This window comes from Bradyrhizobium sp. LMTR 3, assembly GCF_001693485.1.
Taxonomy (GTDB): Bacteria; Pseudomonadota; Alphaproteobacteria; order Rhizobiales; family Xanthobacteraceae; genus Bradyrhizobium.
Window position 1 is genome coordinate 164,534 of record NZ_MAXC01000043.1, and the last position, 20,116, is coordinate 184,649.

Sequence of the window (20,116 nt, forward strand, 5' to 3'; positions counted from 1 at the left end):
GGACTCGTAGGGTGGGCAAAGCGTAGCGTGCCCACCACACACAATCGAACTTGCTCTAAGCGGAAGGATGGTGGGCACGTCGCTAGCGCTCCTTTGCCCACCCTACGATATCGCCCGACGACTACAGCACTTGGTGCACGTCGATGACGACGCGGTCGGTGTGGCGGGCGGCGGAGGCGACGAAGAGGTTTTGCATCAGCCAGCGATATTTCTCTGCGCCCGTCTCGAATTTCGGCACGGTGCGGAAATAGATCAGCTTTGGATCGACCGGCTCGCCGCGCTTGAGCTTCTGCAGCAGTTCGACTGGGCCGAAGCGCAGGCCCTTGTTCTCGACATAGACCACGGCGCCGTCGTCGGTCTCGAAGGCGTATTTGGCTTCCAGCTCGATCAGCTCGTTCGGGCGGATAATCTGGAAATCGGCACCGAAGGCACAGACCTTGCCGTTGACTTCGCCCCTCACCTCGCCGCCGATGATCGGAATGATCCGGCGCACGCCGGTGCCGATCTCGCCGGCCGACGTCACCTCGCCGATCCGCACGGTGATGGTGAAGACGTATCTGGTCTCAAGCTGCGGGGTCATCGGATCACCCTATTTTTACTGCGTCGTAGCCGCTCACATCCCTCATCCTGAGGAGCCGCGGAGCGGCGTCTCGAAGGACGTAGGCCACAGACGGGGCCTCATGGTTCTCCCGGCGATGCGAAGCATCGTCCGGAGACGCGCTTCGCGCTCCTCACCATGAGGGAGAAGCAGCACGACTATCCGGCCATGCGCTGCGGCAGCCACAGTGCCAGTATTGGAAATGCGATCAGGATCACCAGCCGGATCAGGTCCGTCACCACGAAGGGCATCACGCCACGGAAGATCGTGGAGAACGACACGTCCTTGACGACGCTCTTGATGACAAAGACATTCATGCCGATCGGCGGCGAGATGAGGCCAAGTTCGACCGTCATCACGACGATGACGCCGAACCAGATCGGATCAAAACCGAGATGCACGATCACTGGAAAGATGATCGGCACCGTCAGGATGATCATGGCCATCGCATCCATCAGACAGCCCAGCACCAGGTACATCACCATGATCAGCGCCAGGATGCCGTAGGGACCGAGGCCGAGGCCGGTGAGCAGCTCGGTGACCTTCTGCGGGGTCTGCGTCACGGTCAGGAAATAACCGAAGATCAGCGCGCCAATCAGCACCGTGAACACTGCGGCTGCGGTGCGGGTCGCCTGCAGCAACGAACCCAGGATCTTTTCCTTGTCCAGCCTTCCCGTCAGTATGCCAATCAGGAACGCACCGGTGGCGCCGACGCCGCCCGCCTCCGTCGGCGTGAAGCGCGGCAGAAATGGCAGGCCGTACAGCCCACCGATCACGAAGATGAACAGCAGCACCGGCGCCCAGATGCTCTTCAGGCCGGCCATGCGCTCGCGCCATTTGGTTTGCGGACCCGCCGGCAGGAAGTCCGGCCGGAACCAGCCGATCAGCGAAATCGTAAGCATGTACATGGCAATGGCGAGCAGGCCGGGGATGATGCCGGCGATGAACAGCTTGCCGATGTCCTGCTCGGTAATGATGCCGTAGACGGCGAGCACCGTCGACGGCGGCAACATGGCGCCTAACGTGCCGCCGGCCGCGATGACGCCGGTGGCAAAGGATTGCGGATAGCCATAGCGCCGCATTTCCGGATAGGCGACGGCCGAGAACGTCGCGGCGGTCGCCACCGACGAGCCGCAGATCGCGGCAAAGCCGCCGCAGGCGCCGACGGTGGCTATGCCAAGCCCGCCGCGCAGATGGCCGACAAAACCATTGGCGGCGCGGAACAGTTCGCGGCTCATGCCGGAATTGCTGACGAACGCGCCCATCAACAGGAACATCGGGATCACGCCGAAAGTGTAGTCGGTCACCGTGCGCATCGAGGTCTGGCCGACCATCTTGAGCGCGGGCGTAAAGCCGACCAGGTAACCGAAGCCGCAGACGCCGACGAGGCCCATCGCCATGCCGACCGGCACGCGCAGCAGCATCAGCACGAAGAGCGCGACAAATCCCAGGACCGCGACGGCATCGGTGGTCATCCCGCCCTACTCCACGGTCTTGATCTTGGCGTCATGGATGTCTTCCGGATGGAAGACCAGCCGCCAGGTGCGGATCGCGATCAGGAGCACCGCGGCGGCGTCGCCGGCCCAGGCGACCGCGAAGAACGGCCACGTCGGCATATGCACTTCATACGTCAGGACATTATCGTTGTAGGTGCCGCGCACCTTGTCGAACAGGGTATAGGTCTGCACGGTGACGACGAAGAGCAGCACCAGCGTCGCAAACACGTCGATGATGCGCTGATACTTTGGGCCGACATTGGCCCAGATCAGATCGACCGTGATATGGCCGCCGCGATAGCTGGTCGCGGCGATACCCCAGAAGATCAGGATGCCGAGCAGCATGCGCCCGATGTCGAACGAATCCGGGATCGCATAATTGAACGTGTTGCGCAGCAGGACGCCGATGAAGATGTTGAGCGCGACGATGCCGACAAAGCCGGCGGCGATCCATTCGATCGTGTCGATGAAACGATCCATCCACGCGCGATTCATGTGCGGAGCTCCCCATCGACTGATGCCGGTTGATTGAATAGGTCTGGCCGCGAACTCACTTAACCTCTCCCGCTTGCGGGGGAGGTCGCGGCGCGAAGCGCAGCGGGTGGGGGCTCTCTCCCCGAACTCCAGCATGCGTTATGCGGCACGACCCCCACCCCAGCCCTCCCCCGCAAGCGCGGGAGAGGGAGCGCAGCTCCTTCGCTTCGGCTTCGGCCTTACTGCGCGAGCGCGTTGTACTTGGTGAGCGAGGCCTTGAGTTCGGCCAGCGCCGCATCCGGATCGCCGCCATTCTTCTTGACGCCCTCGCCCCAGGTCTTGACCAGCGGCTCGGCCGCCTTCTTCCACGCCGCCGTCTGCTCCGGCGTCAGCTTGTAGACCTCGTGACCGGTCATCGCCTTGATCTTTTCGACGCCGGCATCCTCGTACTTGCCCCAGGGTTCGCCGACGCGGCCGGCGGCCTCCGTGGTGCAATTGTTGTCGATCGCCTTCTTTTGCTTGTCGGACATCTGGTTGTACTTGTCCTTGTTCATCACGAAGGCGAACGTCGTGACGTAGATCGGCGCTTCGATGTGATACTTCGTCACCTTGTCGATGCCGAACAGCACCACCGACCCCCACGGGAAGGTAACGGAGTCGGCGACGCCGCGTTCGATGATGTCGCGGACCTCAGGCGCCGAGGACTGCACGTTGGTGCCGCCGAGCTGGGTGACGAAATTCGCCATGGTGGCGTGGGCGGGCCGGATCTTCATGCCCTTGATGTCTTCGGGCGTGACGATTTTCTTCGTCCGGGAATGGAACGTCGACGGCGAATGGATGAAGGCCAGACAGAACTTGACGTCCTTCATCTCCTTCTCGGCATATTTGCGATACCAGGCGTCGAGCGCCATCGAGCCGCCCTTCGCGTCCGACATCAGGAACGGCAATTCGCCGGCGCCGATGAGCGGAAACCGCCCCGGCTGATAGCCCGGGTTGATGTAAGTGACATCGGCGATGCCGTCGCGCGCCATGTCATAATGATCGAACGCCTTGCCGAGTTGCTGCGCCGGAAACACCTTGGACTTGATGGTGCCGCCGGATTCCTTCTCGACCGCCGCGCCCCATTCCTCCAGCGCTTTCTGCAGCGGATGCGAGGCCGGCACCCAATGCGACAGTTTCAGTTCGAAGGATTTTTCCTGCGCCAGCGCAGGCGTCACGCTGGCGGCCAGCAGCATCGCCAGAAATGCTTTCCTCATCGGCATCCTCTCCCTTGGAACGCGGGCTGTTCGATCGCCCGACCTCGTTAATTAACATGTTATCTAACTCGCCCGCCTTTTCAAGGCGAACGTTCAGCCGCGGCGTCTCCTCTTCCCTGGTTCGCCATGTGCACCGCCGCGAAATACACTCATACTGTTTCGCGCCAATGTCCTTTGCCAAAACCGTTATATGATATAACTACCATTGCAAGCTTGGGGGCAACCGCTGGCTTGAAACCTATAATACCGGGAGGAGCGGGTATTGAGGACAAAAGTCGCAATCATAGGTGCAGGTCCGGCAGGATTGTTGCTTGGGCAACTACTTCACCGCTACGGCATCGATAACGTCATTCTCGAGCGGCAGACGGGCGAATATGTGCTCGGCCGCATCCGCGCCGGCCTGCTCGAGGAAGGCACGGTGGCGCTGCTCGACGAGGTCGGCGCCGGTGAGCGCGCCCATCGCGAGGGGCTGGTCCACCATGGTCTCGAACTCGCGTTCAGCGGCGCGCGGCACCGCATCGACTTGCACGGCGCTACCGGCAAGACCGTCATGATCTACGGCCAGACCGAGGTGACGCTCGACCTGATGAACGCGCGCAAGGCGGCCGGCCTCACCACCATCTACCAGGCCGCCGACGTCAAACCGCTCGATTTCGATACCGACCGCCCGCGCGTCGGCTACGTCAAGGACGGCGTCACCCACGAGATCGAATGCGACTTCATCGCCGGCTGCGACGGCTTTCATGGCGTCAGCCGCGCCAGCGTAAAACCGTCCGCGATCCAGACCTTTGAACGAATCTATCCATTCGGCTGGCTCGGCATCCTCTCGGAGACACCGCCGGTCAGCCCCGAGCTGATCTACTCGAACCATGCGCGCGGGTTCGCGCTCTGCACCATGCGCTCGACCCGGCGCAGCCGCTATTACGTGCAGTGTCCGCTCGACGATCATATCGACCAGTGGCCGGACGAGCGGTTCTGGGACGAATTGAAGCGCCGGATCGACCAGAAGGCAGCCGACGAACTCGTCACCGGCCCCTCGATCGAGAAAAGCATTGCGCCCTTGCGCAGCTTCGTCGCCGAGCCGATGCGATTCGGCCGGATGTTTTTGGCCGGCGACGCCTCCCACATCGTGCCGCCGACCGGCGCCAAGGGCCTGAACCTTGCCGCCAGCGACGTGCATTACCTCTCGCAGGCGCTGCGCGAATATTACGACGAGAAATCCTCGACCGGGATCGACAATTATTCCGCCAAGGCATTGTCGCGCGTCTGGAAGGCGGTGCGCTTCTCCTGGTGGATGACCTCGATGCTGCACAAATTCCCCGACCAGGGCGAATTCGGCGCACGGATTCAGCTCGCCGAGCTGGATTACGTCGTCAATTCGAAGGCGGCGTCCGCGTCGCTGTCGGAGAATTATGTCGGGCTGCCGTTTTAGACGGGAATCGTAGGTGGGCAAAGCGCAGCGTGCCCACCGCCAAGCGCTCCGCAAGAATGGTGGGCACGCTTCGCTTTGCCCACCCTACAGTCGCTTCGCCGTCATGCCATTTCAAACAGCCGTCGAAATCGCGTTTAAAACTTTGTAGGCGATGACATCGCGGCCGCCTTGCGTTCAATGACTGAAAACGTCAGCACACCGCGAGCCGCCAATGACCGCATCCGACATTCCCCAAGGCTTCGAACCGCACACCCGCAAGAGCCCGCTTACCGATCCATGGGAGCCGCTCTATTCGAAGCGGACCGACAAGGCTGTCATCATCGGCTTGCGGCTGGCAAAGCCGCATACCAACGCCCGCGGCATGATCCATGGCGGGCTGATCGCAGCGCTTGCCGACGGCGCCATGGGCCATAGCTGCGCCCATGTGATGGGCGGGGTGTCGTCGCTGGTGACGATCGGGCTGGCGGTCGATTTCGTCGGCACCGCGGAGGTCGGGCAGTGGCTCGCGGTCGAGAGCGAAGTGGTCAAGACCGGCAGGACGATCTGTTTCGCGCAGAGCCTGATCAAGGCCGACGACGCCGTGATCGCGCGGGCCAATGCGACGTTTCGGGTGGTGCCGAAGAAGGAGCCGGTGCCGTAACGGCGATATCGTGTCCCGGACGCGGTGCGCAGCGCCGCTCCGCAGAGCCGGGACCCATGTTGCTAGTTGCCGTGCGAATAGACGGGCCCCGGCTCTGCGGCGCACCACTTCGCGGTGCGCCGCGTCCGGGGCACGATAGCTATCCAAAATGCCAGTCGGCCATTTCGGTCACCAGATCGACGAAGGTGCGCACCTTGGCCGACAATAGCCGCGAGGTCGGATAGACGATGTGGATCGGCATTGCCGGCTGTTCGAACTTCGCCAGGACGATTTTGAGCCGGCGCGCTTTGAGGGATTCGGCCGCCTGATAGGCCATTACCCGCGTCAGCCCGCCGTCCTGCTCGGCGTACTGAATGGCGGCATCCGAGCTATTGGTGGCGAACCGCGGCGTGCTGGCGACGCGGATCTCGCTGTTATCCTCGACGAAACGCCAGTCGAGCGCCGCGGTCATGGCGCCGAACTGGATCGTGTCATGCGCGGAGATGTCCCGTGGCCGCTGCGGCTCGCCGCGCGCCCGGAGATAGCCGGGCGAAGCCACCACGATCCGCCGCATCTCGCCGACATGGCGCGCCACCAGCGTCGAGTCGGGCAGATGGCCGATCCGGACGGCGAGATCGACGCCGTCCTCGACGAGGTTGATCATGCGGTCCGACAAACGGAGGTCGACGCCGACGTCGGGATAGCGCTTCAGGTAGGCGGTCACGATTGCGCTGACGTGCAGCCGGCCGAACCCGACCGGCGCCGAGATGACAAGCTGCCCCTCGGGGCGCGTACGCTCGCCCGCGACGGCGCCCTCGGCCTCCTCGACATCAGCCAGGATCCGCCGCGCCCGCTCCAGATAGCGCGAGCCGGCGTCGGTCAGCGTCACCTGCCGCGTCGTCCGCTGCAGCAGCCGCGCGCCGAGACGATCCTCCAGCGCCGCAATCAGCCGCGTCACGCCGGACGGGGACAGCCCAAGTTTGCGGGCCGCCGGGGCAAAGCCCCGCAGGTCAGCCACCGCGACAAAGGCCTGCATGGCATCGAGCCGGTCCATCCCATTATTGCATATCCAGCAATAGTGAAGTGTCAATTCCCAAGATTGTTTAGGTCACGGAAACATCCATCTTAAGGCCCGAAGGACGACCGTTTAGGCGCTCCACCGGAGGCTCAGATGTCTGACGTTCATACCTATTCCAGCGACGTCGCCTTTACCCCGGCAGTGAAGGCGATCCAGACCCGCAAGGGCTCGCGCGACGCCTATGCCAGCGTCGAGGCGCGCGGCGGCTGGCGCGTCGAGATCGACGAAAACCTCGCCGGCTTCCTGGCGGAGACCACGAGCTTCTATCTCGCGACCGCCTCCGCCGACGGCCAGCCCTACATCCAGCACCGCGGCGGGCCGAAGGGTTTTGTCAAAATTCTCGACAAGAACACCATCGCGTTCGCCGATTACAGCGGCAACCGGCAGTACATCAGCCAAGGCAACCTATCGGAGAATCCGAAGGCACATATTTTCGTGATGGACTATGCGCATCGCCGGCGCGTGAAGATCTGGGGCGAGGCGCGCGTCGTGGAAAATGATCCGGCCCTGACGAAATCGCTGATGCCGCACGGCTACAAGGCGCGGCCTGAGCAGGTCATCCTGTTCAAGATTGCGGCGTGGGACACCAATTGCCCGCAGCACATTCCGCAGAAGTTCGATGCTGCCGACGTCGCGCAGGCATTGGCTGTGCGCGACGCCCGCATCGCCGAACTCGAGAGCGTGCTGGCCGCTTTGCAGGGCCAGCCCGCTCCGGCAGGCTAGAGCGTTTTCAAGCGAAGTGGGTACCGGTTCGCGTGAAGAAAACGCGTCAAACAAAAAGCCATAGTCAGGCGGCTTGCTGTTGCACCGGCGCCCAGGCGAATTCCGGATAGTACAGCAGCATCATCCGGTCGACATAGGCGGTGAGGTTGGCGAACTGCTCGGTCCGCTGCCGCAGCGCCGACTCGAAGAACGGCGTCAGGATTCCGGCGAGCGCGCCGAACGCGGTGGCGTCCATGCCGCAGGGAGACTCCCCCATCAGAAACGGCTTGTCGCCGAGCTGGACCGACAGCGCAAACAGCGAGCGGGCGGCAAGATCGATGTCCTCGTCCGGGGCGTGGCGGCCGAGGCCGCTGAGCAGATAGTTCTCGGCGACGCGGAACTGGGCGTCCTCGCGCATCTTCTCGCGCAGGTGCGCCGGTGCGCCGTCGAAGAAACGCGCAGGACCCTTGGCGAAATTGTCGCCATCGACCCAGCGCGCGCCGACCAGCGCCCAATAGATATGATGCTCGATCATCCGCTCGAACGCCCAGGCCTGCGCCCGCGCCTGCAGGCTGAGGGGCGCATCGAAGTCGAAACCATATTTGGCCTCCAGATGCGCGCGAATGAAGGTGGAATCGGCGATCGTCTCGGCCTCGTCGACGATGTACGGCAACTGCCCCTTGGGCGAAGCCGGCGGCTTGGCCTTCTCCTTGCGATAGGCAAGACCGGCCATCTTGAGCTGGACCTCGGTCTTGGTCACAAAGGGACTGATCTCCGGCAGGCCGAAGCCGGCACCGAAGCCGTAGAGGGTAATCATGCTGGTCTCCCGATCTCAAAGAACGCGCCCGAGGCTAGCGCCCCCCTGCTGCCACCATGGTGTCAGCAGCAGCAGTGCCGGCGGCCGCCTTCCTCCTGCCGCGGCGAACGGGACTTGCGCGCCCACGACGCAAGCTGCTCTTGCGCCAGGGCGCACATGGCGACGAGCGAACGCCATGCCAGCTCAACCATCGCCCAGCGCAGGTCGATGGTGACGCAGTGGATGGAAACGAGCTGTTCCAATGCAAATCGGTGTGCATTCACGAGAGGTCCGCGGCTTCGCCGGAAGCCGAATTCGCTGAAAATCGTCATGGACAAGTTCCCTTTAATTGAGGTGTTGTCCCGATATACAAAACCCCTGCTGCCAACATGCTGTCAGCATCGCGGGCCACCGATCAGGAAAAGAGACGAGCCATGAGACGGGCCGACCGGCTGTTTCAGATCATTCAGGTGCTCCGGCGCACCCGGAAGCCTTTGACCGCGGACGCGATCGCGGCGGAGCTGGAGACTTCGAAGCGAACTATCTATCGCGATATAACGACCCTGATCGAACAGCGCGTGCCGATCCGCGGCGAAGCCGGCGTCGGCTACATCCTGGAAAAGGGCTTCGACCTGCCGCCCTTGATGCTCACGCCAGATGAGATCGAGGCCTGCGTGCTCGGCGCGCAATGGGTGGTCGGCCACGCCGATCCCGCACTGGCGCGCGCAGCGCAAGACCTGATGGCGAAAGTCGCCGAGACCGTGCCGGAGCGCTTGCGGCCATTCGTGCTGGAGCCGGCCAGCCGCGCCCGACGGGCATGGAACCGGGAGCCCGACCGCATCGACATGGTGCGGACGCGGTCGCAGATCCACGACGGCAAGAAGATCACGCTGAACTATCGCGACGAGCATGGCCGCGACAGCCAGCGCACGATCTGGCCGATCGCGGTCGGCTATCACGAGGCGGTGCGGATACTGGCGGCGTGGTGCGAACTGCGGAAGGATTTTCGCAGTTTTCGCACCGACCGCGTCGTCGACGCGGTCTATCACGACGAAAAATATCCGGAACGGCGCGATATCCTGCGGGCGAAATGGCGGCGGAGCCTGGTCTGGGAAGCGCCGAAGGATACTTGAGGCCAGCCGCTGGTCGCGGCCGTCATTCCGGGCTAAACGCTGAAACATGCAAGGAATCGCCGCCGACAACCAAAGCCCCTGCCAGGCCTGTGGCGCCTGCTGCAGCTACTCGCAGAACTGGCCGCGTTTCACCACCGAGGACGACGCGGCGCTCGACCTGATCCCGGAACAATTCGTCAACGCAAGGCTGTCGGGAATGCGCTGCGACGGCGAGCGCTGTTCGGCGCTGTCAGGCAAGGTCGGCGAGACGACGTCGTGTCTGGTCTACGCGGTTCGGCCCGAGGTGTGTCGCACCTGCATGCCCGGCGATGTCGAATGTGCGATGGCGCGCAAGCGGCACGGATTGCCAGTGTTGGCGTGATATTAGTTGTCGTCCCTGCAAACGCAGGGACCCATAACCACAGGGTTGCGTTGTTGAAGAAGACCGTCGACCCGCGTGCTCAATAACCACGGCCGCGGCGTATGGGTCCCCGCGTTCGCGGGGACGACGGATAGAGCCTACGCCGTCACGGCTTCCGCAAAATCTTCGTCGTCGATCTCATCCTCGATCGGCTTGAAGGTCGAGAGCGGTTTGGTCGAAAGAGTGATCGGCTTGCGACCGCCGTGCGATGACGACGAGGCGGAACGCGCGGCGGGTTCGCGCGACAACGCGTAGAGCGTGGAGCCGACCCGGCCGCCGAAATGGATCAACTCGCGTTCGGTGCAGCTCGCGGCGATGGCGATGGCCAGCGCGTGGAGGTGGCTGCGGCGGTAGCAGAACAGCGCCAGCATGGCGCGGACGTCGGACGAAACGCTTTCCACCAGCAGCGACAGCCCATGCGGATTGGCGCGATACATCTCGCCCAGCAGCTCGTCCCGGACCGGACAGAAATCGTTCTCGAAGGCGTCGCGGCTTGAAAACATTGCGGGTTCTCCCTATCCGGAAGATGCCGTGCAATTCTCTAATGAAGGGTTAACCACCTGCACCAGTAGTGTTGCGGAGATCTTGCCAGCCACGGCTGAATCAGAACCGGCAAATTGATTCGCGCGGGAAGCGGATGCGCGCCGACCGATCGCGGAAGAAGATTGAAAATAACGAAGCGAATGCCGCCGGGCAGCGATCAGTTCGCCGCCATGAAGATCGCGAGGCCGAAACCGGTGAGATGATGCAGCGCCTGGTCGACGCCGATCAGCGTCCAGAACCACGGATGCTCGTTTTCGAGCGTGACGCCGAACCGGGAGGCGATGATCCCCTTGAGGCGGTCGACGGTGATGTGGATGAAGAAATCGATAAACGCGACGAACCAGAATCGCGGCGCGACGATCAAGATCAACGCCAGCGATACCGCGAGGTGCACGAGGCAATGCGCGAGCAGCGGCAGCGCCCAGCCGGTTTTTTGATCCTTGCCGATCGCCATCCAGGAAGTTTGCAGCATGAAGTCGGCAATGACGTGCTTCACCGTAAGAAGCAGCATCCATCCGATCAGCGCACCTACCGGGATCGAGGACGACATCGAAGGGAACAACAAAGCTGACGCCCTTTGGCTGGGACTGACGAGATGGCGAAAAACCGGGGCCTAGGCTGTCAGCGCAATGTTCTTAACCCGGACTATTCGAACGTTGCATTATTTATGACATCTCCCGCGGCGGAATGCACCTGTGGGTAGTCTGAAAATCGCACGGTGTGGCGGAACTGCGATACTGCCGCAGGGGCGCGCAGCGTGGCCCGGGTAAGGTTACCGGCGGGCGCACTTTGCAACCCCATAAGAGCGGGCTATTATTGGCCGGCAGCCAAAATTATCGTTCTTTTCTAGGTATTTACGAATCCATTCGGACGGCCTGCGGCGCCCAGCCCGGCGGCAACACGTCCCTGACCCCCGGGTACGAGCCATGCGAGCCGAAACCCCAACGCCGCATCCGAAAATGCCGCGTCGCCGCTTGCGGGCGGTCAAGAGCAACCGGACCCAGATCCTGCTGTTTTCCATCCTGACGCTAGTCCTGACCGCCGCCGTAGTGTGGGGTGGCCGGACGCTGCTGCGCAATTCCGAGACGTTGGTATTTGCCGTCGGTGATACCAGCGGTCCGGAGGCGCGCTTCGCCGCCCGGCTGGCGACGGTGCTGAAGAATAATTCCTCCCGGCTGCGGCTCAAGATCGTGCCGAACGGCGACAATGCCAGGGCATTGTCGCAGTTCGACCGCAAGGAAGCCAACCTTGCGATCCTGCGTACTGACGCCAGAATTCCGCCCCGCGCCCGCGCGCTGGCGATCCTCGAACACGACCTGCTTCTCTTGATCAGCCCGAACGGCAAGAAGATCAAATCCATCGCGGAGCTGAAGAAAAAGAAGATTGCCGTCATAGCCGACAACGAGAGCGGGGCTGCGCTGGTGCGCAACATTCTCGAACTCTCCGACACCCCGGATACGGCGGCGCGGGTCCAGATGGCCTCGCCGGGCGCGACCTTCGACCAACTGTTCGCCGCGGGCTTTGGCGCCGTGGTCAAGATCGCGCACGCCTCGCAGATCATGAAGGACAAGAGTTACGCACAATATGCCAGACGCGGCAGCTTCACACTGAACGCGATCGATTCGGCAAAGGCGATCGCCAGGAAGTACCCGGCGATCTCGGAGGAAACGGTGGCGACCGGAATGCTGTCCGCCTCCCCCGCTGTGCCCGCCGAAGACGTCGAGACGATCGGGCTCGAATGGCTGCTGGTCGCCCAATCCAGGCTCTCGACCACCACCGTGGGCGACCTTGCGCGGATCGTCTACGAGAACAAGGCCGAGCTTGCGCTACCCGACGGCTTCGCCTCCAAGATCGAGCCCGCAGAGACCGACAAGGACGCCTTCGTCGTGGCGCATCCGGGCGCTGCCGAATACATCAACGACGACATCAAGTCCTTTGTCGAGCGCTACAGCGATTTGATGTATGTGGCGCTATTGGCGCTCAGCATCATCGGCTCGATCTTTGCCGCCATCTACGCCAAGGTCACGCGGATCGCACCGGAAAAGGCCAGCCAGCTCGCGACCGCGATTCTCGATATCGGCGAACGCGTCGAGTACGCCAACTCGCTCGATGCGCTCGACGAACTGCAGGACAAGCTGGAAGCGATCCTGCGCGGCGTGGTGATCGGCTTGCGCGACGGCACCATCAGTAGCGACGGGCTGGATACCTTCAAGCTCGGCTATGAATTCGTGCGCGACGAAATCGGCCTGCGCCGCGAGCATCTCAAGCGGCATGCCGCGCATGATCATCCGCAGGACGACAAGGTCGTGGTCGTAAAGACCGCGCAGAGCGCGTAAACTCGAGCTCCGTGTAGGGTGGTCAAAGCGCAGCGTGCCCACCATCTATCTATGCCAGCGGCTTGAATGGTGGGCACGCGGAGCCTGTCATCGGGCGCGCATTCGCGCGACCCGGTGGCTTTGCCCACCCTACACATTAACGGCCACCCGTGCCCTTATCTCGGCGATCTTGCGCTTGAGCGCGGTCTGCCGCGGGTCGGGCGAGACGGCGGCGCGCGCTTCGGCTATCGTGCCGGCGAGATCCGATAAGGCCAGCACGCCATCGAAGGTCGGCTTGGCAAGTCCGTCGATGATCGCGTTCCAGTCCGCCATGCCCTGCCGATAGACGTCGCCATAGCCCTCGACCATGGTCGCAGTCTGGATGATCGTGGGCGCAGCCTGGGGCTGTTTGGTCAGGCTGCGGTCGATCATGTGCAGCCAGCGCTCGACCCAGACCCGCTCCTTGGCATAACGCACCGAAAGCAGCCGCCATCGCCGCAGCCCCGCCTCGATCTTGAGGCGGCGAATGCCAAAGCGACTCGCCGTACTAAAGCGGATGGAGACACGCTTGTGCGCCCACCCCAACCATTCCAGCGCATCGAGCACGTACTCGGCGATAGCGGCGGGCAGTGCACCGATCAACTCTTCAAGCCGGAATTTTTTGACCTCGACGGTGCCGGCCGACGCGCCGGGCGGGCCACTGAGTTCGGCGAGCTTGAGCTGCGCAATGCGGATCGGGTCCTGATAGCTCATGCGCACCGCCATCAGCCGCGCAATTTCGCCGAGCATCACGTCGTCGACGCCTCGTTTGCCGATGAACCGCCGCAGCCGGTCGACATATAGCCGGGCGTAGCCCGGGCCCTGATAGTCGATGAGGAGATGAATGGCCTCACTCGCCACCGCCATGACCGGCTCCGGCAGTCCTTCGGGCAGGAACGGCGGCTCGTCGTCATCCTCGCCGATGAAATCGGCGAACAGATAACGCAACGACGACAGGATACCGCGGTCTCGCACTCCTTGGGCTCCGGCCTCTACGCGGGTTTCGGCTCGGCTGCCGGCGCAGACTGCTGTGCCAGTCGCCGCTCGAGCGTTTCAATATTCTGAAACAGCCGGGCACTCGACAGCCGCAGGAAATAGAAGCCGAAGGCCGGGTTCTGCACGTAGAGCTCCTCAACCTTGGTGTAACTGACGCTCAGGATGAGGCCGGATTCGACGCATTCCAGCGTCTGGGTTCGCATGTTCGACGGCGACAGCATACCGAGTTCGCCAACGATGGCGCCTACCGGCAGCACGATGCCGGATTCGACGAGCTTGAATTTGCCGCTGACAATATAGAGCATGTCCTCGGCCTTCTCATCCTTGTAGAACAGGATTTCGCCGGCCTGGCATTGGCGCTCGGTCATGAACGGTTTCAACCATTCCATCGACAGGTCGCTGTTGACGGATTTTTTGACGTCGCGCACTAGCTGCAACATCTGGTGCAGCCGATAGGAATTAACCAGCAGCATGATCAACTGCACCACCATGACCAGGTAGTTTCGGGCGGGAATTGCGGTGATGATCAGGATGACGTTGGCGAGAATGCCGAAAACCCGCAAGGGGATCATGGTCTTCATCGTCGTGGTGGCAACCACGAAGATCGTGGCAAACAGCGCACCGGCCGTTCCCGCGTGTTGTGCCAGATGAGACGTATCCATTGGAGGCCAACCAATTTTCTTCAGGGAGTGATCTAATTCACGTTTCTGTTGCCGTGCCCGCTATCGTAATATCCGCGGGCTTGCTTTGGTATACGAGGAAAACGCGACGATTTGTCGGGATTCTCACCTTTCCGGGGTAAAATTCACCCGCAATGGCGCTTGCTGGACAGTGCCAGCCGCGGCTTGGGTTTTGACAAGGCGTTTGACGGTCCTCCCGGCCCGACGGCCTGCCAAGGCAGACAAAAGAATAATGGAGAACAGGATGTCCGAAGCGGCGAGCGCACCGGTCCTCGAAATCAAAGGCGCGCGCGCCACCGTCCGCCTCAACCGGCCGAAACATCTGAACCGGCTGCAGAGCGAGGACCTCGGCGAACTCATGAAACTGTTCGACCGGATCGAGGCCGATCCCGCGATCCGCGTGCTGGTGCTGACCGGCACCGGCCGCGCATTCAGCGCCGGCTATGATCTCAATTCGGTCGCGGACCGAGCGATCAGCGAGAAGGAACAGCCGAGCGCGGGATCGGCATTCGAAGCAGTGGTCGACCGGCTGGAGGACCTCGGCGTGCCCACGATCTGCCGGCTCAATGGCGGCGTCTATGGCGGCTCGACCGACCTGGCGCTGGCCTGCGATTTCCGTATCGGGGTCGATACGGCCGAAATGTTCATGCCGGCGGCGCGGCTTGGCCTGCACTACTACAAGAGCGGAATTAAGCGCTACGTCTCGCGGCTCGGTGTCGACAACGCAAAAATGTTGTTTCTCACCGCGCAGACGATTACCGCGCCGGAAATGCTGCGGATCGGTTACCTCACTGCCATGGTGCCGGTGGAGAAACTGGACGAGGAAGTTGATCGTCTCGCCACCATCCTGGCCGGCAACGCGCCACTGGCGATGCGCGGCATGAAGCGCGCCATCAACGAATTCGCCCGCGGCAAGCTTGACGAAGAAGCTGCCGACCGCCGCCATCGCGAGAGCATGCGCAGCGCCGAGATCAAGGAAGGCATCGAGGCGTTCGCGGAAAAGCGGCCGCCGAGATTCTAGGGCCTGCGTTCCCCGGATGCTGCGCAGCGCCATCAGCGCGTTCACGCGCGTCTTTGACGCGCTATGGCACGCGGCGTGGTGCGCTGCGTGCCGGGGTCCACTGGGTCCCGGCTCTGCGTCGCGTCATTTCATGCCGCGCCGCGTCCGGGACATGATATTCGCTTGATGCGATCATCACGAAACACTCCTGAAACACGATTCTCCGCTTCGCGCGTGAACGCAGTTCGCCTGTGGTCCGACTGATGGGCAGGGACGCAACAACGGCCTCGTGCCAAGCAACTGGAGAAAATGAGTATGTTTCGCAAGATTACCCTCGGACTGATTGCCGCCGCCTCGCTGACCATTGCCGCTGCAGCGCCCGCTTCCGCCGGCGGCTTCTACCACGGCCATCACTGGGGCCATCATTGGGGCCATGGATACGGTTGGGGCCCGGCCATCGGCGTCGGCTTCGGCGGCGTCTACGTCAACACCGGTTTGAACGGCTGCCTGCAGCAGCGCTGGGTCGAAACCCGCCGTGGCATGCGCCTGCGCACCGTGAACGTCTGCGCCTACTGATCGAACAGCATTTGCAAGAAAGATCCCGGCCGCTTGCCACGCGACCGGGATTTTTCCGCTTGCCTGGTACGTTGACCCCTGCCCGCTGCAGCCATATTGTGACGCCTGCGGTGCAAGCCGCGCCCGGGCCCGCGGGAAGGGTTGAACCCACTTGCAGCTTTCGAGCGACATCTAGAGCCTTTGTGCAGCCGGTATTGCGGGCCGTCGGCGATGTCACGCACGGAGGTGTCTGATGAACCGGTCTCCCGATCGATTGAATCTCGATCATCTGAAGAAACAAGCCAAGGAATTGATCCGCCTCTATCGAAGCCGCGACCCGGCGACGGTGGCGCGGTTTCGGCATGCGCTGCCGGCGGCGGCCGGCCGCAGCGACGGCGAGATCGCGTCCCTCGAACTTCGTCTGCACGACGCGCAATCATGCATCGCGCGCGAGCACGGTTTTGCTTCCTGGCCCGACCTGAAACAATACGTCGAAGTGCAGATGGCAGCGCGCAACGAGCGCGCCGCTCGCGTCCTGCACTGGGCTCAGCTCATCTATTCCGGCGACGTCAGCGGCGCAGCCAACCGCGCCAACCCGCGCGTCGCGCTGCGCATCCTGGCCGATGACCCTGAACTCGTCGCGGGCGATCCTTATCTCGCCTGTGCGATCGGCGACGAAAGCGCGCTGCGGCGAGCGACACAGGCCGATCCGGCCTGGATCAACCGTCCCGGCGGCCCGCTGCGATTGCCGCCGCTGTTCGCGGTCGCGCATTCGAGCCTGCTGCGCGTGGAAGAATTTCGCGAGCGCCTGCATCGCTGCGCGCAATCGCTCATCGCTGATGGCGCCGACGTCAACCAGCACATCTACAGCCGCTGGCCGCCTGGATCGCTGAACGAGCCGGACCAACACTATCCGCTCTCGACGCTCTATGGCGCGGCCGGCAACAACCATTATCCGGCGCTAACCAAGTTGCTGCTCGAAGCGGGAGCAGATCCCAATGACGGCGAATCGCTTTATCATTCATTGGAGAATCCGGCATGCACGCGGCTATTGCTGGAGCACGGCGCGCGGATCGCAGAGAGCAACGCGATCTACCGCTCGATCGATCTCGAGGACGACACCGCGCTGAAATTGCTTCTGGAGCATGGCGGCGATCCGAACGAACCGGCGCGGAACGAGCCGCTGACCGATTGGGGCTCGCCTTTGGCATGGGCGATCTACCGCCGGCGCCCCCGCCATGTGAAGGCATTGCTGGAAGCAGGCGCCGACCGGTTGCGACCAACCGCTGACGGCATCAGTCCCTACAGGCTGGCGCTGCGGTTCGGACTCTCCGAGGTCGCAGCCCTGCTCCGCGAGGGCGAACCTGATATCTCCGACGAAGAGCGGTTCGTCGCCGCATGTGCGCGCTGCGATGAAACCGAGGCGCGAGCGATCCGCTCGCGGCGGCCCGACCTGCCAGCCTCGTTGTCGCCGGCGAAGTTACGATTACTGCCTGACATGGCCGCGGCCGGCGCCGATGACGTCGTCAAGCTGATGGTGGGGCTGGGATGGCCGATCGCGGTGCACGGCGGTGACTGGGATGCATCCGCGCTCAACCTCGCGGTTTTCCGCGGCGACGCCGCGCTGACGCGCTTCCTCCTCGAACACGGCGCTGACTGGACCGAGCAGCATGGCCACGGCGACAATGCCTGCGGTACCTTGGGTTGGGCCTCCTGCAACGAACCGATCGAGGGCGGCGATTGGCTCGGCTGCGCACGCGCCCTGCTCGATCACGGCATGCCGGGCGCAACGGCGATTCCAGGCGATCCCGAGTGGGTGATGGTCGCAGGAATCAGGAAGCGGTTTTCGGATGAGGTTACCGAGGAATTGCTGGGTTAGTCCACGAACGTCACCGTATCGGCGACGCTCGCCCGCGAGGTGCGGTAGCTGTTCACCTTGTGGGCGTGGTCGGCATAGCCGAAGGAGATGCCGCAGACCACGCGGCGGTCATCCGCCAGATTGAAGTGACGGCGGATCAATCCGGAATGCCGCGCCAGCGCGGCCTGCGGAATGGTGCCGAGGCCGAGCGCCTGCGCCGCCAGCATGAAATTGCTGACATAGGCGCCGCAATCGACCGCGCCATAGACGCCGAGCGGCTCGTCGGTGTGGATAACAGCGACATGCGGAGCGCCGAAGAAATTGTAGTTCTCCAGCGCCTGTTTGGCGTAGGCCATCTTGTCGCCTCTGGCGATGCCGAGCGTGTTGTAGAGCTGAAAGCCGCTCTCGCGGCGGCGTTCGAGATAGACGCCGAGATATTCGCGCGGCGGCGGGAAATCATGATCATCCTTGGCGCCGGAGGCGGCTTCGGCATAGATCGCCTTGCGAAATGTCTCCTTGGCCTCGCCGCTGGCGATCAGCACCTGCCAGGGCTGGCTGTTGCACCATGACGCCGTGCGCTGCGAGACCTTAAGAATGTGCTCGATGGTCTCGCGCGGCACTTCTCGCGGCAGGAACGCACGCACGGAGTAGCGCTCGTTCAAGAGGTCTTCGAGCACGTCGATGCGGTCTTGTTGATTCACGGTAACGTCCATGGCGCTTCCTGCTATCTGCGTAGGGTGGGTTAGCCGAAGGCGTAACCCACCGCTTTGATCGCGTCGCTGTGGGAGCATGGTGGGTTACGCTTCGCTAACCCACCCTACGATCCTGCACCGCGTCTGGGACACGAGAACTATCGTCCCTTGGTCGGGATCTTGTTGAACGGCACGTCCTTGTCGACTCTGATATCGCCGGGCAGGCCGAGCACACGCTCGGCGATGATGTTGCGCAGGATCTCGTCGGTGCCGCCGGCAATGCGCATCGAGGGCGAGGACAACAGCATCTGCTGGAACTGGCCGCGCGCCATTTCCTCATCCGCGCCGGTGAGCGCGCCAGCCGCGCCCTGCAGATCCATCGCGTAGGTCGCGATATCCTGCAGCATCGAACCCGACACCAGCTTGCCGATCGAATTTTCCGGGCCCGGCCGCTCGCCTTTCGACAGCGAGGAGATGGCGCGGTAGCTGGTGTATTTCAGCCCGCTCGCCTTGACCGCCCAGTTCGCGAGTTTTGAGCGCGTCGCGGGATCGTCGATCGCGAGCCCGTCATCGGTCATCAGGTTGGAGCAGAACTCGAGCATCTCGGGGAAACCCGTCGCAAGTCGCGAACCGATCGACATCCGCTCGTTCATCAGCGTGGTCAGCGACACGTTCCAGCCGTCGCCGACCGCGCCGAGCCGTTGGCTGTCCGGGATCACCACATCGGTGAAATAGACCTCGTTGAACTCCTGCATGCCGTTGGCCTGCTTGATCGGCCGCACCTCGACACCTTTGCTCTTCATGTCGAGGAAGAACATCGTCAGGCCCTTGTGCTTGGGCACGTTGGGATCGGTGCGCGTGATCAACAGGCCGTAGTCGGAATAATGCGCGCCCGAGGTCCAGATCTTCTGGCCGTTGACGATCCAGTTGTCGCCCTGCTTTTCCGCGCGCGTGCGCAGCCCTGCGACGTCAGAGCCGCCGGCGGGTTCGGAGAAGAGCTGACACCAGATGTGTTCGCCGGACGCAAGCTTCGGCAGATAGTAGCGCTTGTGCGCCTCGCTGCCGAACGCCATCACGGTCGGGCCGCACATGCCCTCGCCGATCTGGAACGGCTGCGTCAGCTTGCCGTAGACGCCCTCTTCCTGCTGCCAGATCACCTTCTCGATCGGGCTGGCGCCGCGGCCGCCATATTCCTTCGGCCAATGCAGGCAGGCCCAGCCGCCCTCGGCCTTCTTCTTCTGCCAGGCCTTGCCGACGTCGACGATATCTTCCTTTTCCAGCCGGATGCGGCCGAGCGAGGATTTTGAAAGCTCCGCCTCGTATTGCTTCGGTGCGTTGGCGTCGATCCACTTGCGGGCCGTGGCTCGGAATTCGGCTTCCTGCGGCGTGTCGTCGAAGTTCATGGCGGCTTCCTTTTTTGTTCTGCGTAGGGTGGGTTAGCCGAAGGCGTAACC

General features: G+C 63.0%; 22 protein-coding genes. 9 read left to right on the forward strand and 13 right to left on the reverse strand.

From position 1 onward, the window contains the following. Positions 1-121: 121 nt before the first annotated feature. The 4 genes from LMTR3_RS24325 to LMTR3_RS24340 form a co-directional block, all read right to left on the reverse strand. A complete protein-coding gene (locus LMTR3_RS24325) occupies positions 122-580 on the reverse strand; it encodes a DUF3237 domain-containing protein (protein ID WP_065747532.1) in 459 nt (152 codons plus the stop codon). Positions 581-756: 176 nt separating this feature from the next. Beyond that, on the reverse strand, positions 757-2,073 hold the full coding sequence (locus LMTR3_RS24330) for a TRAP transporter large permease (protein ID WP_065747533.1): 1,317 nt from the start codon (positions 2,071-2,073) through the stop codon (positions 757-759). Positions 2,074-2,079: 6 nt separating this feature from the next. After that, entirely contained in the window at positions 2,080-2,589 is a 510-nt protein-coding gene (locus tag LMTR3_RS24335; RefSeq protein WP_065747534.1) for a TRAP transporter small permease, read from the reverse strand. A gap of 218 nt (positions 2,590-2,807) precedes the next feature. Beyond that, complete coding sequence (locus tag LMTR3_RS24340; protein WP_065747837.1) at positions 2,808-3,824, reverse strand: TRAP transporter substrate-binding protein; 1,017 nt, start codon at positions 3,822-3,824, stop codon at positions 2,808-2,810. Positions 3,825-4,086: 262 nt separating this feature from the next. Here LMTR3_RS24340 and pobA point away from each other — a divergent pair, with 262 nt between their 5' ends. Beyond that, positions 4,087-5,256 (forward strand): 4-hydroxybenzoate 3-monooxygenase, encoded by a 1,170-nt coding sequence (pobA, locus tag LMTR3_RS24345; protein WP_065747535.1) that lies wholly within the window; start codon positions 4,087-4,089, stop codon positions 5,254-5,256. Between the two features lie 211 nt (positions 5,257-5,467). Continuing rightward, positions 5,468-5,896 carry a PaaI family thioesterase gene (locus tag LMTR3_RS24350; RefSeq protein ID WP_065747536.1) on the forward strand — a complete coding sequence of 143 codons (429 nt, stop codon included), beginning with the start codon at positions 5,468-5,470 and terminating at the stop codon, positions 5,894-5,896. A 139-nt stretch (positions 5,897-6,035) separates the two neighbouring features. On the opposite strand, the gene LMTR3_RS24355 is transcribed toward LMTR3_RS24350, so the two are convergent. Further along, the gene (locus LMTR3_RS24355; RefSeq protein WP_065747537.1) at positions 6,036-6,929 is read right to left on the reverse strand and encodes a LysR family transcriptional regulator; all 894 of its coding nucleotides are present in this window, start codon (positions 6,927-6,929) and stop codon (positions 6,036-6,038) included. A 117-nt stretch (positions 6,930-7,046) separates the two neighbouring features. On the opposite strand from LMTR3_RS24355, the gene LMTR3_RS24360 reads away from it, so the two are divergent. Further along, entirely contained in the window at positions 7,047-7,676 is a 630-nt protein-coding gene (locus tag LMTR3_RS24360; protein ID WP_065747538.1) for a pyridoxamine 5'-phosphate oxidase family protein, read from the forward strand. A gap of 64 nt (positions 7,677-7,740) precedes the next feature. Here LMTR3_RS24360 and LMTR3_RS24365 read toward each other — a convergent pair whose 3' ends face one another. After that, on the reverse strand, positions 7,741-8,472 hold the full coding sequence (locus LMTR3_RS24365; protein WP_065747539.1) for a glutathione S-transferase family protein: 732 nt from the start codon (positions 8,470-8,472) through the stop codon (positions 7,741-7,743). Between the two features lie 62 nt (positions 8,473-8,534). After that, positions 8,535-8,783, reverse strand: a complete 249-nt coding sequence (locus LMTR3_RS24370) for a hypothetical protein (protein ID WP_065747540.1) — start codon at positions 8,781-8,783, stop codon at positions 8,535-8,537. Between the two features lie 102 nt (positions 8,784-8,885). Between LMTR3_RS24370 and LMTR3_RS24375 the strand changes: the two genes are divergently transcribed. Both LMTR3_RS24375 and LMTR3_RS24380 read left to right on the forward strand, forming a co-directional pair. Beyond that, a complete protein-coding gene (locus LMTR3_RS24375; protein WP_057858268.1) occupies positions 8,886-9,584 on the forward strand; it encodes a helix-turn-helix transcriptional regulator in 699 nt (232 codons plus the stop codon). A 46-nt stretch (positions 9,585-9,630) separates the two neighbouring features. Then, the gene (locus tag LMTR3_RS24380; protein ID WP_065747541.1) at positions 9,631-9,945 is read left to right on the forward strand and encodes a YkgJ family cysteine cluster protein; all 315 of its coding nucleotides are present in this window, start codon (positions 9,631-9,633) and stop codon (positions 9,943-9,945) included. Positions 9,946-10,082: 137 nt separating this feature from the next. On the opposite strand, the gene LMTR3_RS24385 is transcribed toward LMTR3_RS24380, so the two are convergent. Next, positions 10,083-10,487, reverse strand: coding sequence for a hypothetical protein (locus LMTR3_RS24385; RefSeq protein ID WP_065747542.1), 405 nt, complete (start codon positions 10,485-10,487; stop codon positions 10,083-10,085). Positions 10,488-10,684: 197 nt separating this feature from the next. After that, the gene (locus tag LMTR3_RS24390) at positions 10,685-11,038 is read right to left on the reverse strand and encodes a DUF3307 domain-containing protein (protein WP_084029805.1); all 354 of its coding nucleotides are present in this window, start codon (positions 11,036-11,038) and stop codon (positions 10,685-10,687) included. 415 nt (positions 11,039-11,453) lie between these two features. Here LMTR3_RS24390 and LMTR3_RS24395 point away from each other — a divergent pair, with 415 nt between their 5' ends. Beyond that, complete coding sequence (locus LMTR3_RS24395) at positions 11,454-12,863, forward strand: TAXI family TRAP transporter solute-binding subunit (RefSeq protein ID WP_065747544.1); 1,410 nt, start codon at positions 11,454-11,456, stop codon at positions 12,861-12,863. Positions 12,864-12,992: 129 nt separating this feature from the next. On the opposite strand, the gene LMTR3_RS24400 is transcribed toward LMTR3_RS24395, so the two are convergent. Next, a complete protein-coding gene (locus tag LMTR3_RS24400) occupies positions 12,993-13,856 on the reverse strand; it encodes a DUF6537 domain-containing protein (RefSeq protein WP_065747545.1) in 864 nt (287 codons plus the stop codon). Positions 13,857-13,873: 17 nt separating this feature from the next. Continuing rightward, a complete protein-coding gene (locus LMTR3_RS24405; protein ID WP_028351732.1) occupies positions 13,874-14,539 on the reverse strand; it encodes a Crp/Fnr family transcriptional regulator in 666 nt (221 codons plus the stop codon). Positions 14,540-14,801: 262 nt separating this feature from the next. Here LMTR3_RS24405 and LMTR3_RS24410 point away from each other — a divergent pair, with 262 nt between their 5' ends. From LMTR3_RS24410 to LMTR3_RS24420, 3 genes are all read left to right on the forward strand, one after another. Further along, a complete protein-coding gene (locus LMTR3_RS24410; RefSeq protein WP_065747838.1) occupies positions 14,802-15,578 on the forward strand; it encodes an enoyl-CoA hydratase/isomerase family protein in 777 nt (258 codons plus the stop codon). Between the two features lie 294 nt (positions 15,579-15,872). Beyond that, on the forward strand, positions 15,873-16,133 hold the full coding sequence (locus LMTR3_RS24415; protein ID WP_065747546.1) for a hypothetical protein: 261 nt from the start codon (positions 15,873-15,875) through the stop codon (positions 16,131-16,133). A gap of 232 nt (positions 16,134-16,365) precedes the next feature. Further along, a complete protein-coding gene (locus LMTR3_RS24420; RefSeq protein WP_065747547.1) occupies positions 16,366-17,991 on the forward strand; it encodes an ankyrin repeat domain-containing protein in 1,626 nt (541 codons plus the stop codon). Here LMTR3_RS24420 and LMTR3_RS24425 read toward each other — a convergent pair. Next, a complete protein-coding gene (locus LMTR3_RS24425; RefSeq protein WP_065747548.1) occupies positions 17,988-18,683 on the reverse strand; it encodes a nitroreductase in 696 nt (231 codons plus the stop codon). The genes LMTR3_RS24420 and LMTR3_RS24425 overlap by 4 nt on opposite strands. A gap of 137 nt (positions 18,684-18,820) precedes the next feature. Further along, a complete protein-coding gene (locus LMTR3_RS24430) occupies positions 18,821-20,065 on the reverse strand; it encodes an acyl-CoA dehydrogenase (RefSeq protein ID WP_065747549.1) in 1,245 nt (414 codons plus the stop codon). Positions 20,066-20,116 lie beyond the last annotated feature (51 nt).

What these genes read in the sequence shown, in the direction of transcription:
- LMTR3_RS24325 (WP_065747532.1), bottom strand. Translation starts at nt 580, where the DNA reads ATGACCCCGCAGCTTGAGACCAGATACGTCTTCACCATCACCGTGCGG.
- LMTR3_RS24330 (WP_065747533.1), bottom strand. Translation starts at nt 2,073, where the DNA reads ATGACCACCGATGCCGTCGCGGTCCTGGGATTTGTCGCGCTCTTCGTG.
- LMTR3_RS24335 (WP_065747534.1), bottom strand. Translation starts at nt 2,589, where the DNA reads ATGAATCGCGCGTGGATGGATCGTTTCATCGACACGATCGAATGGATC.
- LMTR3_RS24340 (WP_065747837.1), bottom strand. Translation starts at nt 3,824, where the DNA reads ATGAGGAAAGCATTTCTGGCGATGCTGCTGGCCGCCAGCGTGACGCCT.
- LMTR3_RS24350 (WP_065747536.1), top strand. Translation starts at nt 5,468, where the DNA reads ATGACCGCATCCGACATTCCCCAAGGCTTCGAACCGCACACCCGCAAG.
- LMTR3_RS24355 (WP_065747537.1), bottom strand. Translation starts at nt 6,929, where the DNA reads ATGGACCGGCTCGATGCCATGCAGGCCTTTGTCGCGGTGGCTGACCTG.
- LMTR3_RS24360 (WP_065747538.1), top strand. Translation starts at nt 7,047, where the DNA reads ATGTCTGACGTTCATACCTATTCCAGCGACGTCGCCTTTACCCCGGCA.
- LMTR3_RS24365 (WP_065747539.1), bottom strand. Translation starts at nt 8,472, where the DNA reads ATGATTACCCTCTACGGCTTCGGTGCCGGCTTCGGCCTGCCGGAGATC.
- LMTR3_RS24370 (WP_065747540.1), bottom strand. Translation starts at nt 8,783, where the DNA reads ATGACGATTTTCAGCGAATTCGGCTTCCGGCGAAGCCGCGGACCTCTC.
- LMTR3_RS24375 (WP_057858268.1), top strand. Translation starts at nt 8,886, where the DNA reads ATGAGACGGGCCGACCGGCTGTTTCAGATCATTCAGGTGCTCCGGCGC.
- LMTR3_RS24380 (WP_065747541.1), top strand. Translation starts at nt 9,631, where the DNA reads ATGCAAGGAATCGCCGCCGACAACCAAAGCCCCTGCCAGGCCTGTGGC.
- LMTR3_RS24385 (WP_065747542.1), bottom strand. Translation starts at nt 10,487, where the DNA reads ATGTTTTCAAGCCGCGACGCCTTCGAGAACGATTTCTGTCCGGTCCGG.
- LMTR3_RS24390 (WP_084029805.1), bottom strand. Translation starts at nt 11,038, where the DNA reads ATGCTGCTTCTTACGGTGAAGCACGTCATTGCCGACTTCATGCTGCAA.
- LMTR3_RS24395 (WP_065747544.1), top strand. Translation starts at nt 11,454, where the DNA reads ATGCGAGCCGAAACCCCAACGCCGCATCCGAAAATGCCGCGTCGCCGC.
- LMTR3_RS24405 (WP_028351732.1), bottom strand. Translation starts at nt 14,539, where the DNA reads ATGGATACGTCTCATCTGGCACAACACGCGGGAACGGCCGGTGCGCTG.
- LMTR3_RS24410 (WP_065747838.1), top strand. Translation starts at nt 14,802, where the DNA reads ATGTCCGAAGCGGCGAGCGCACCGGTCCTCGAAATCAAAGGCGCGCGC.
- LMTR3_RS24415 (WP_065747546.1), top strand. Translation starts at nt 15,873, where the DNA reads ATGTTTCGCAAGATTACCCTCGGACTGATTGCCGCCGCCTCGCTGACC.
- LMTR3_RS24420 (WP_065747547.1), top strand. Translation starts at nt 16,366, where the DNA reads ATGAACCGGTCTCCCGATCGATTGAATCTCGATCATCTGAAGAAACAA.
- LMTR3_RS24425 (WP_065747548.1), bottom strand. Translation starts at nt 18,683, where the DNA reads ATGGACGTTACCGTGAATCAACAAGACCGCATCGACGTGCTCGAAGAC.
- LMTR3_RS24430 (WP_065747549.1), bottom strand. Translation starts at nt 20,065, where the DNA reads ATGAACTTCGACGACACGCCGCAGGAAGCCGAATTCCGAGCCACGGCC.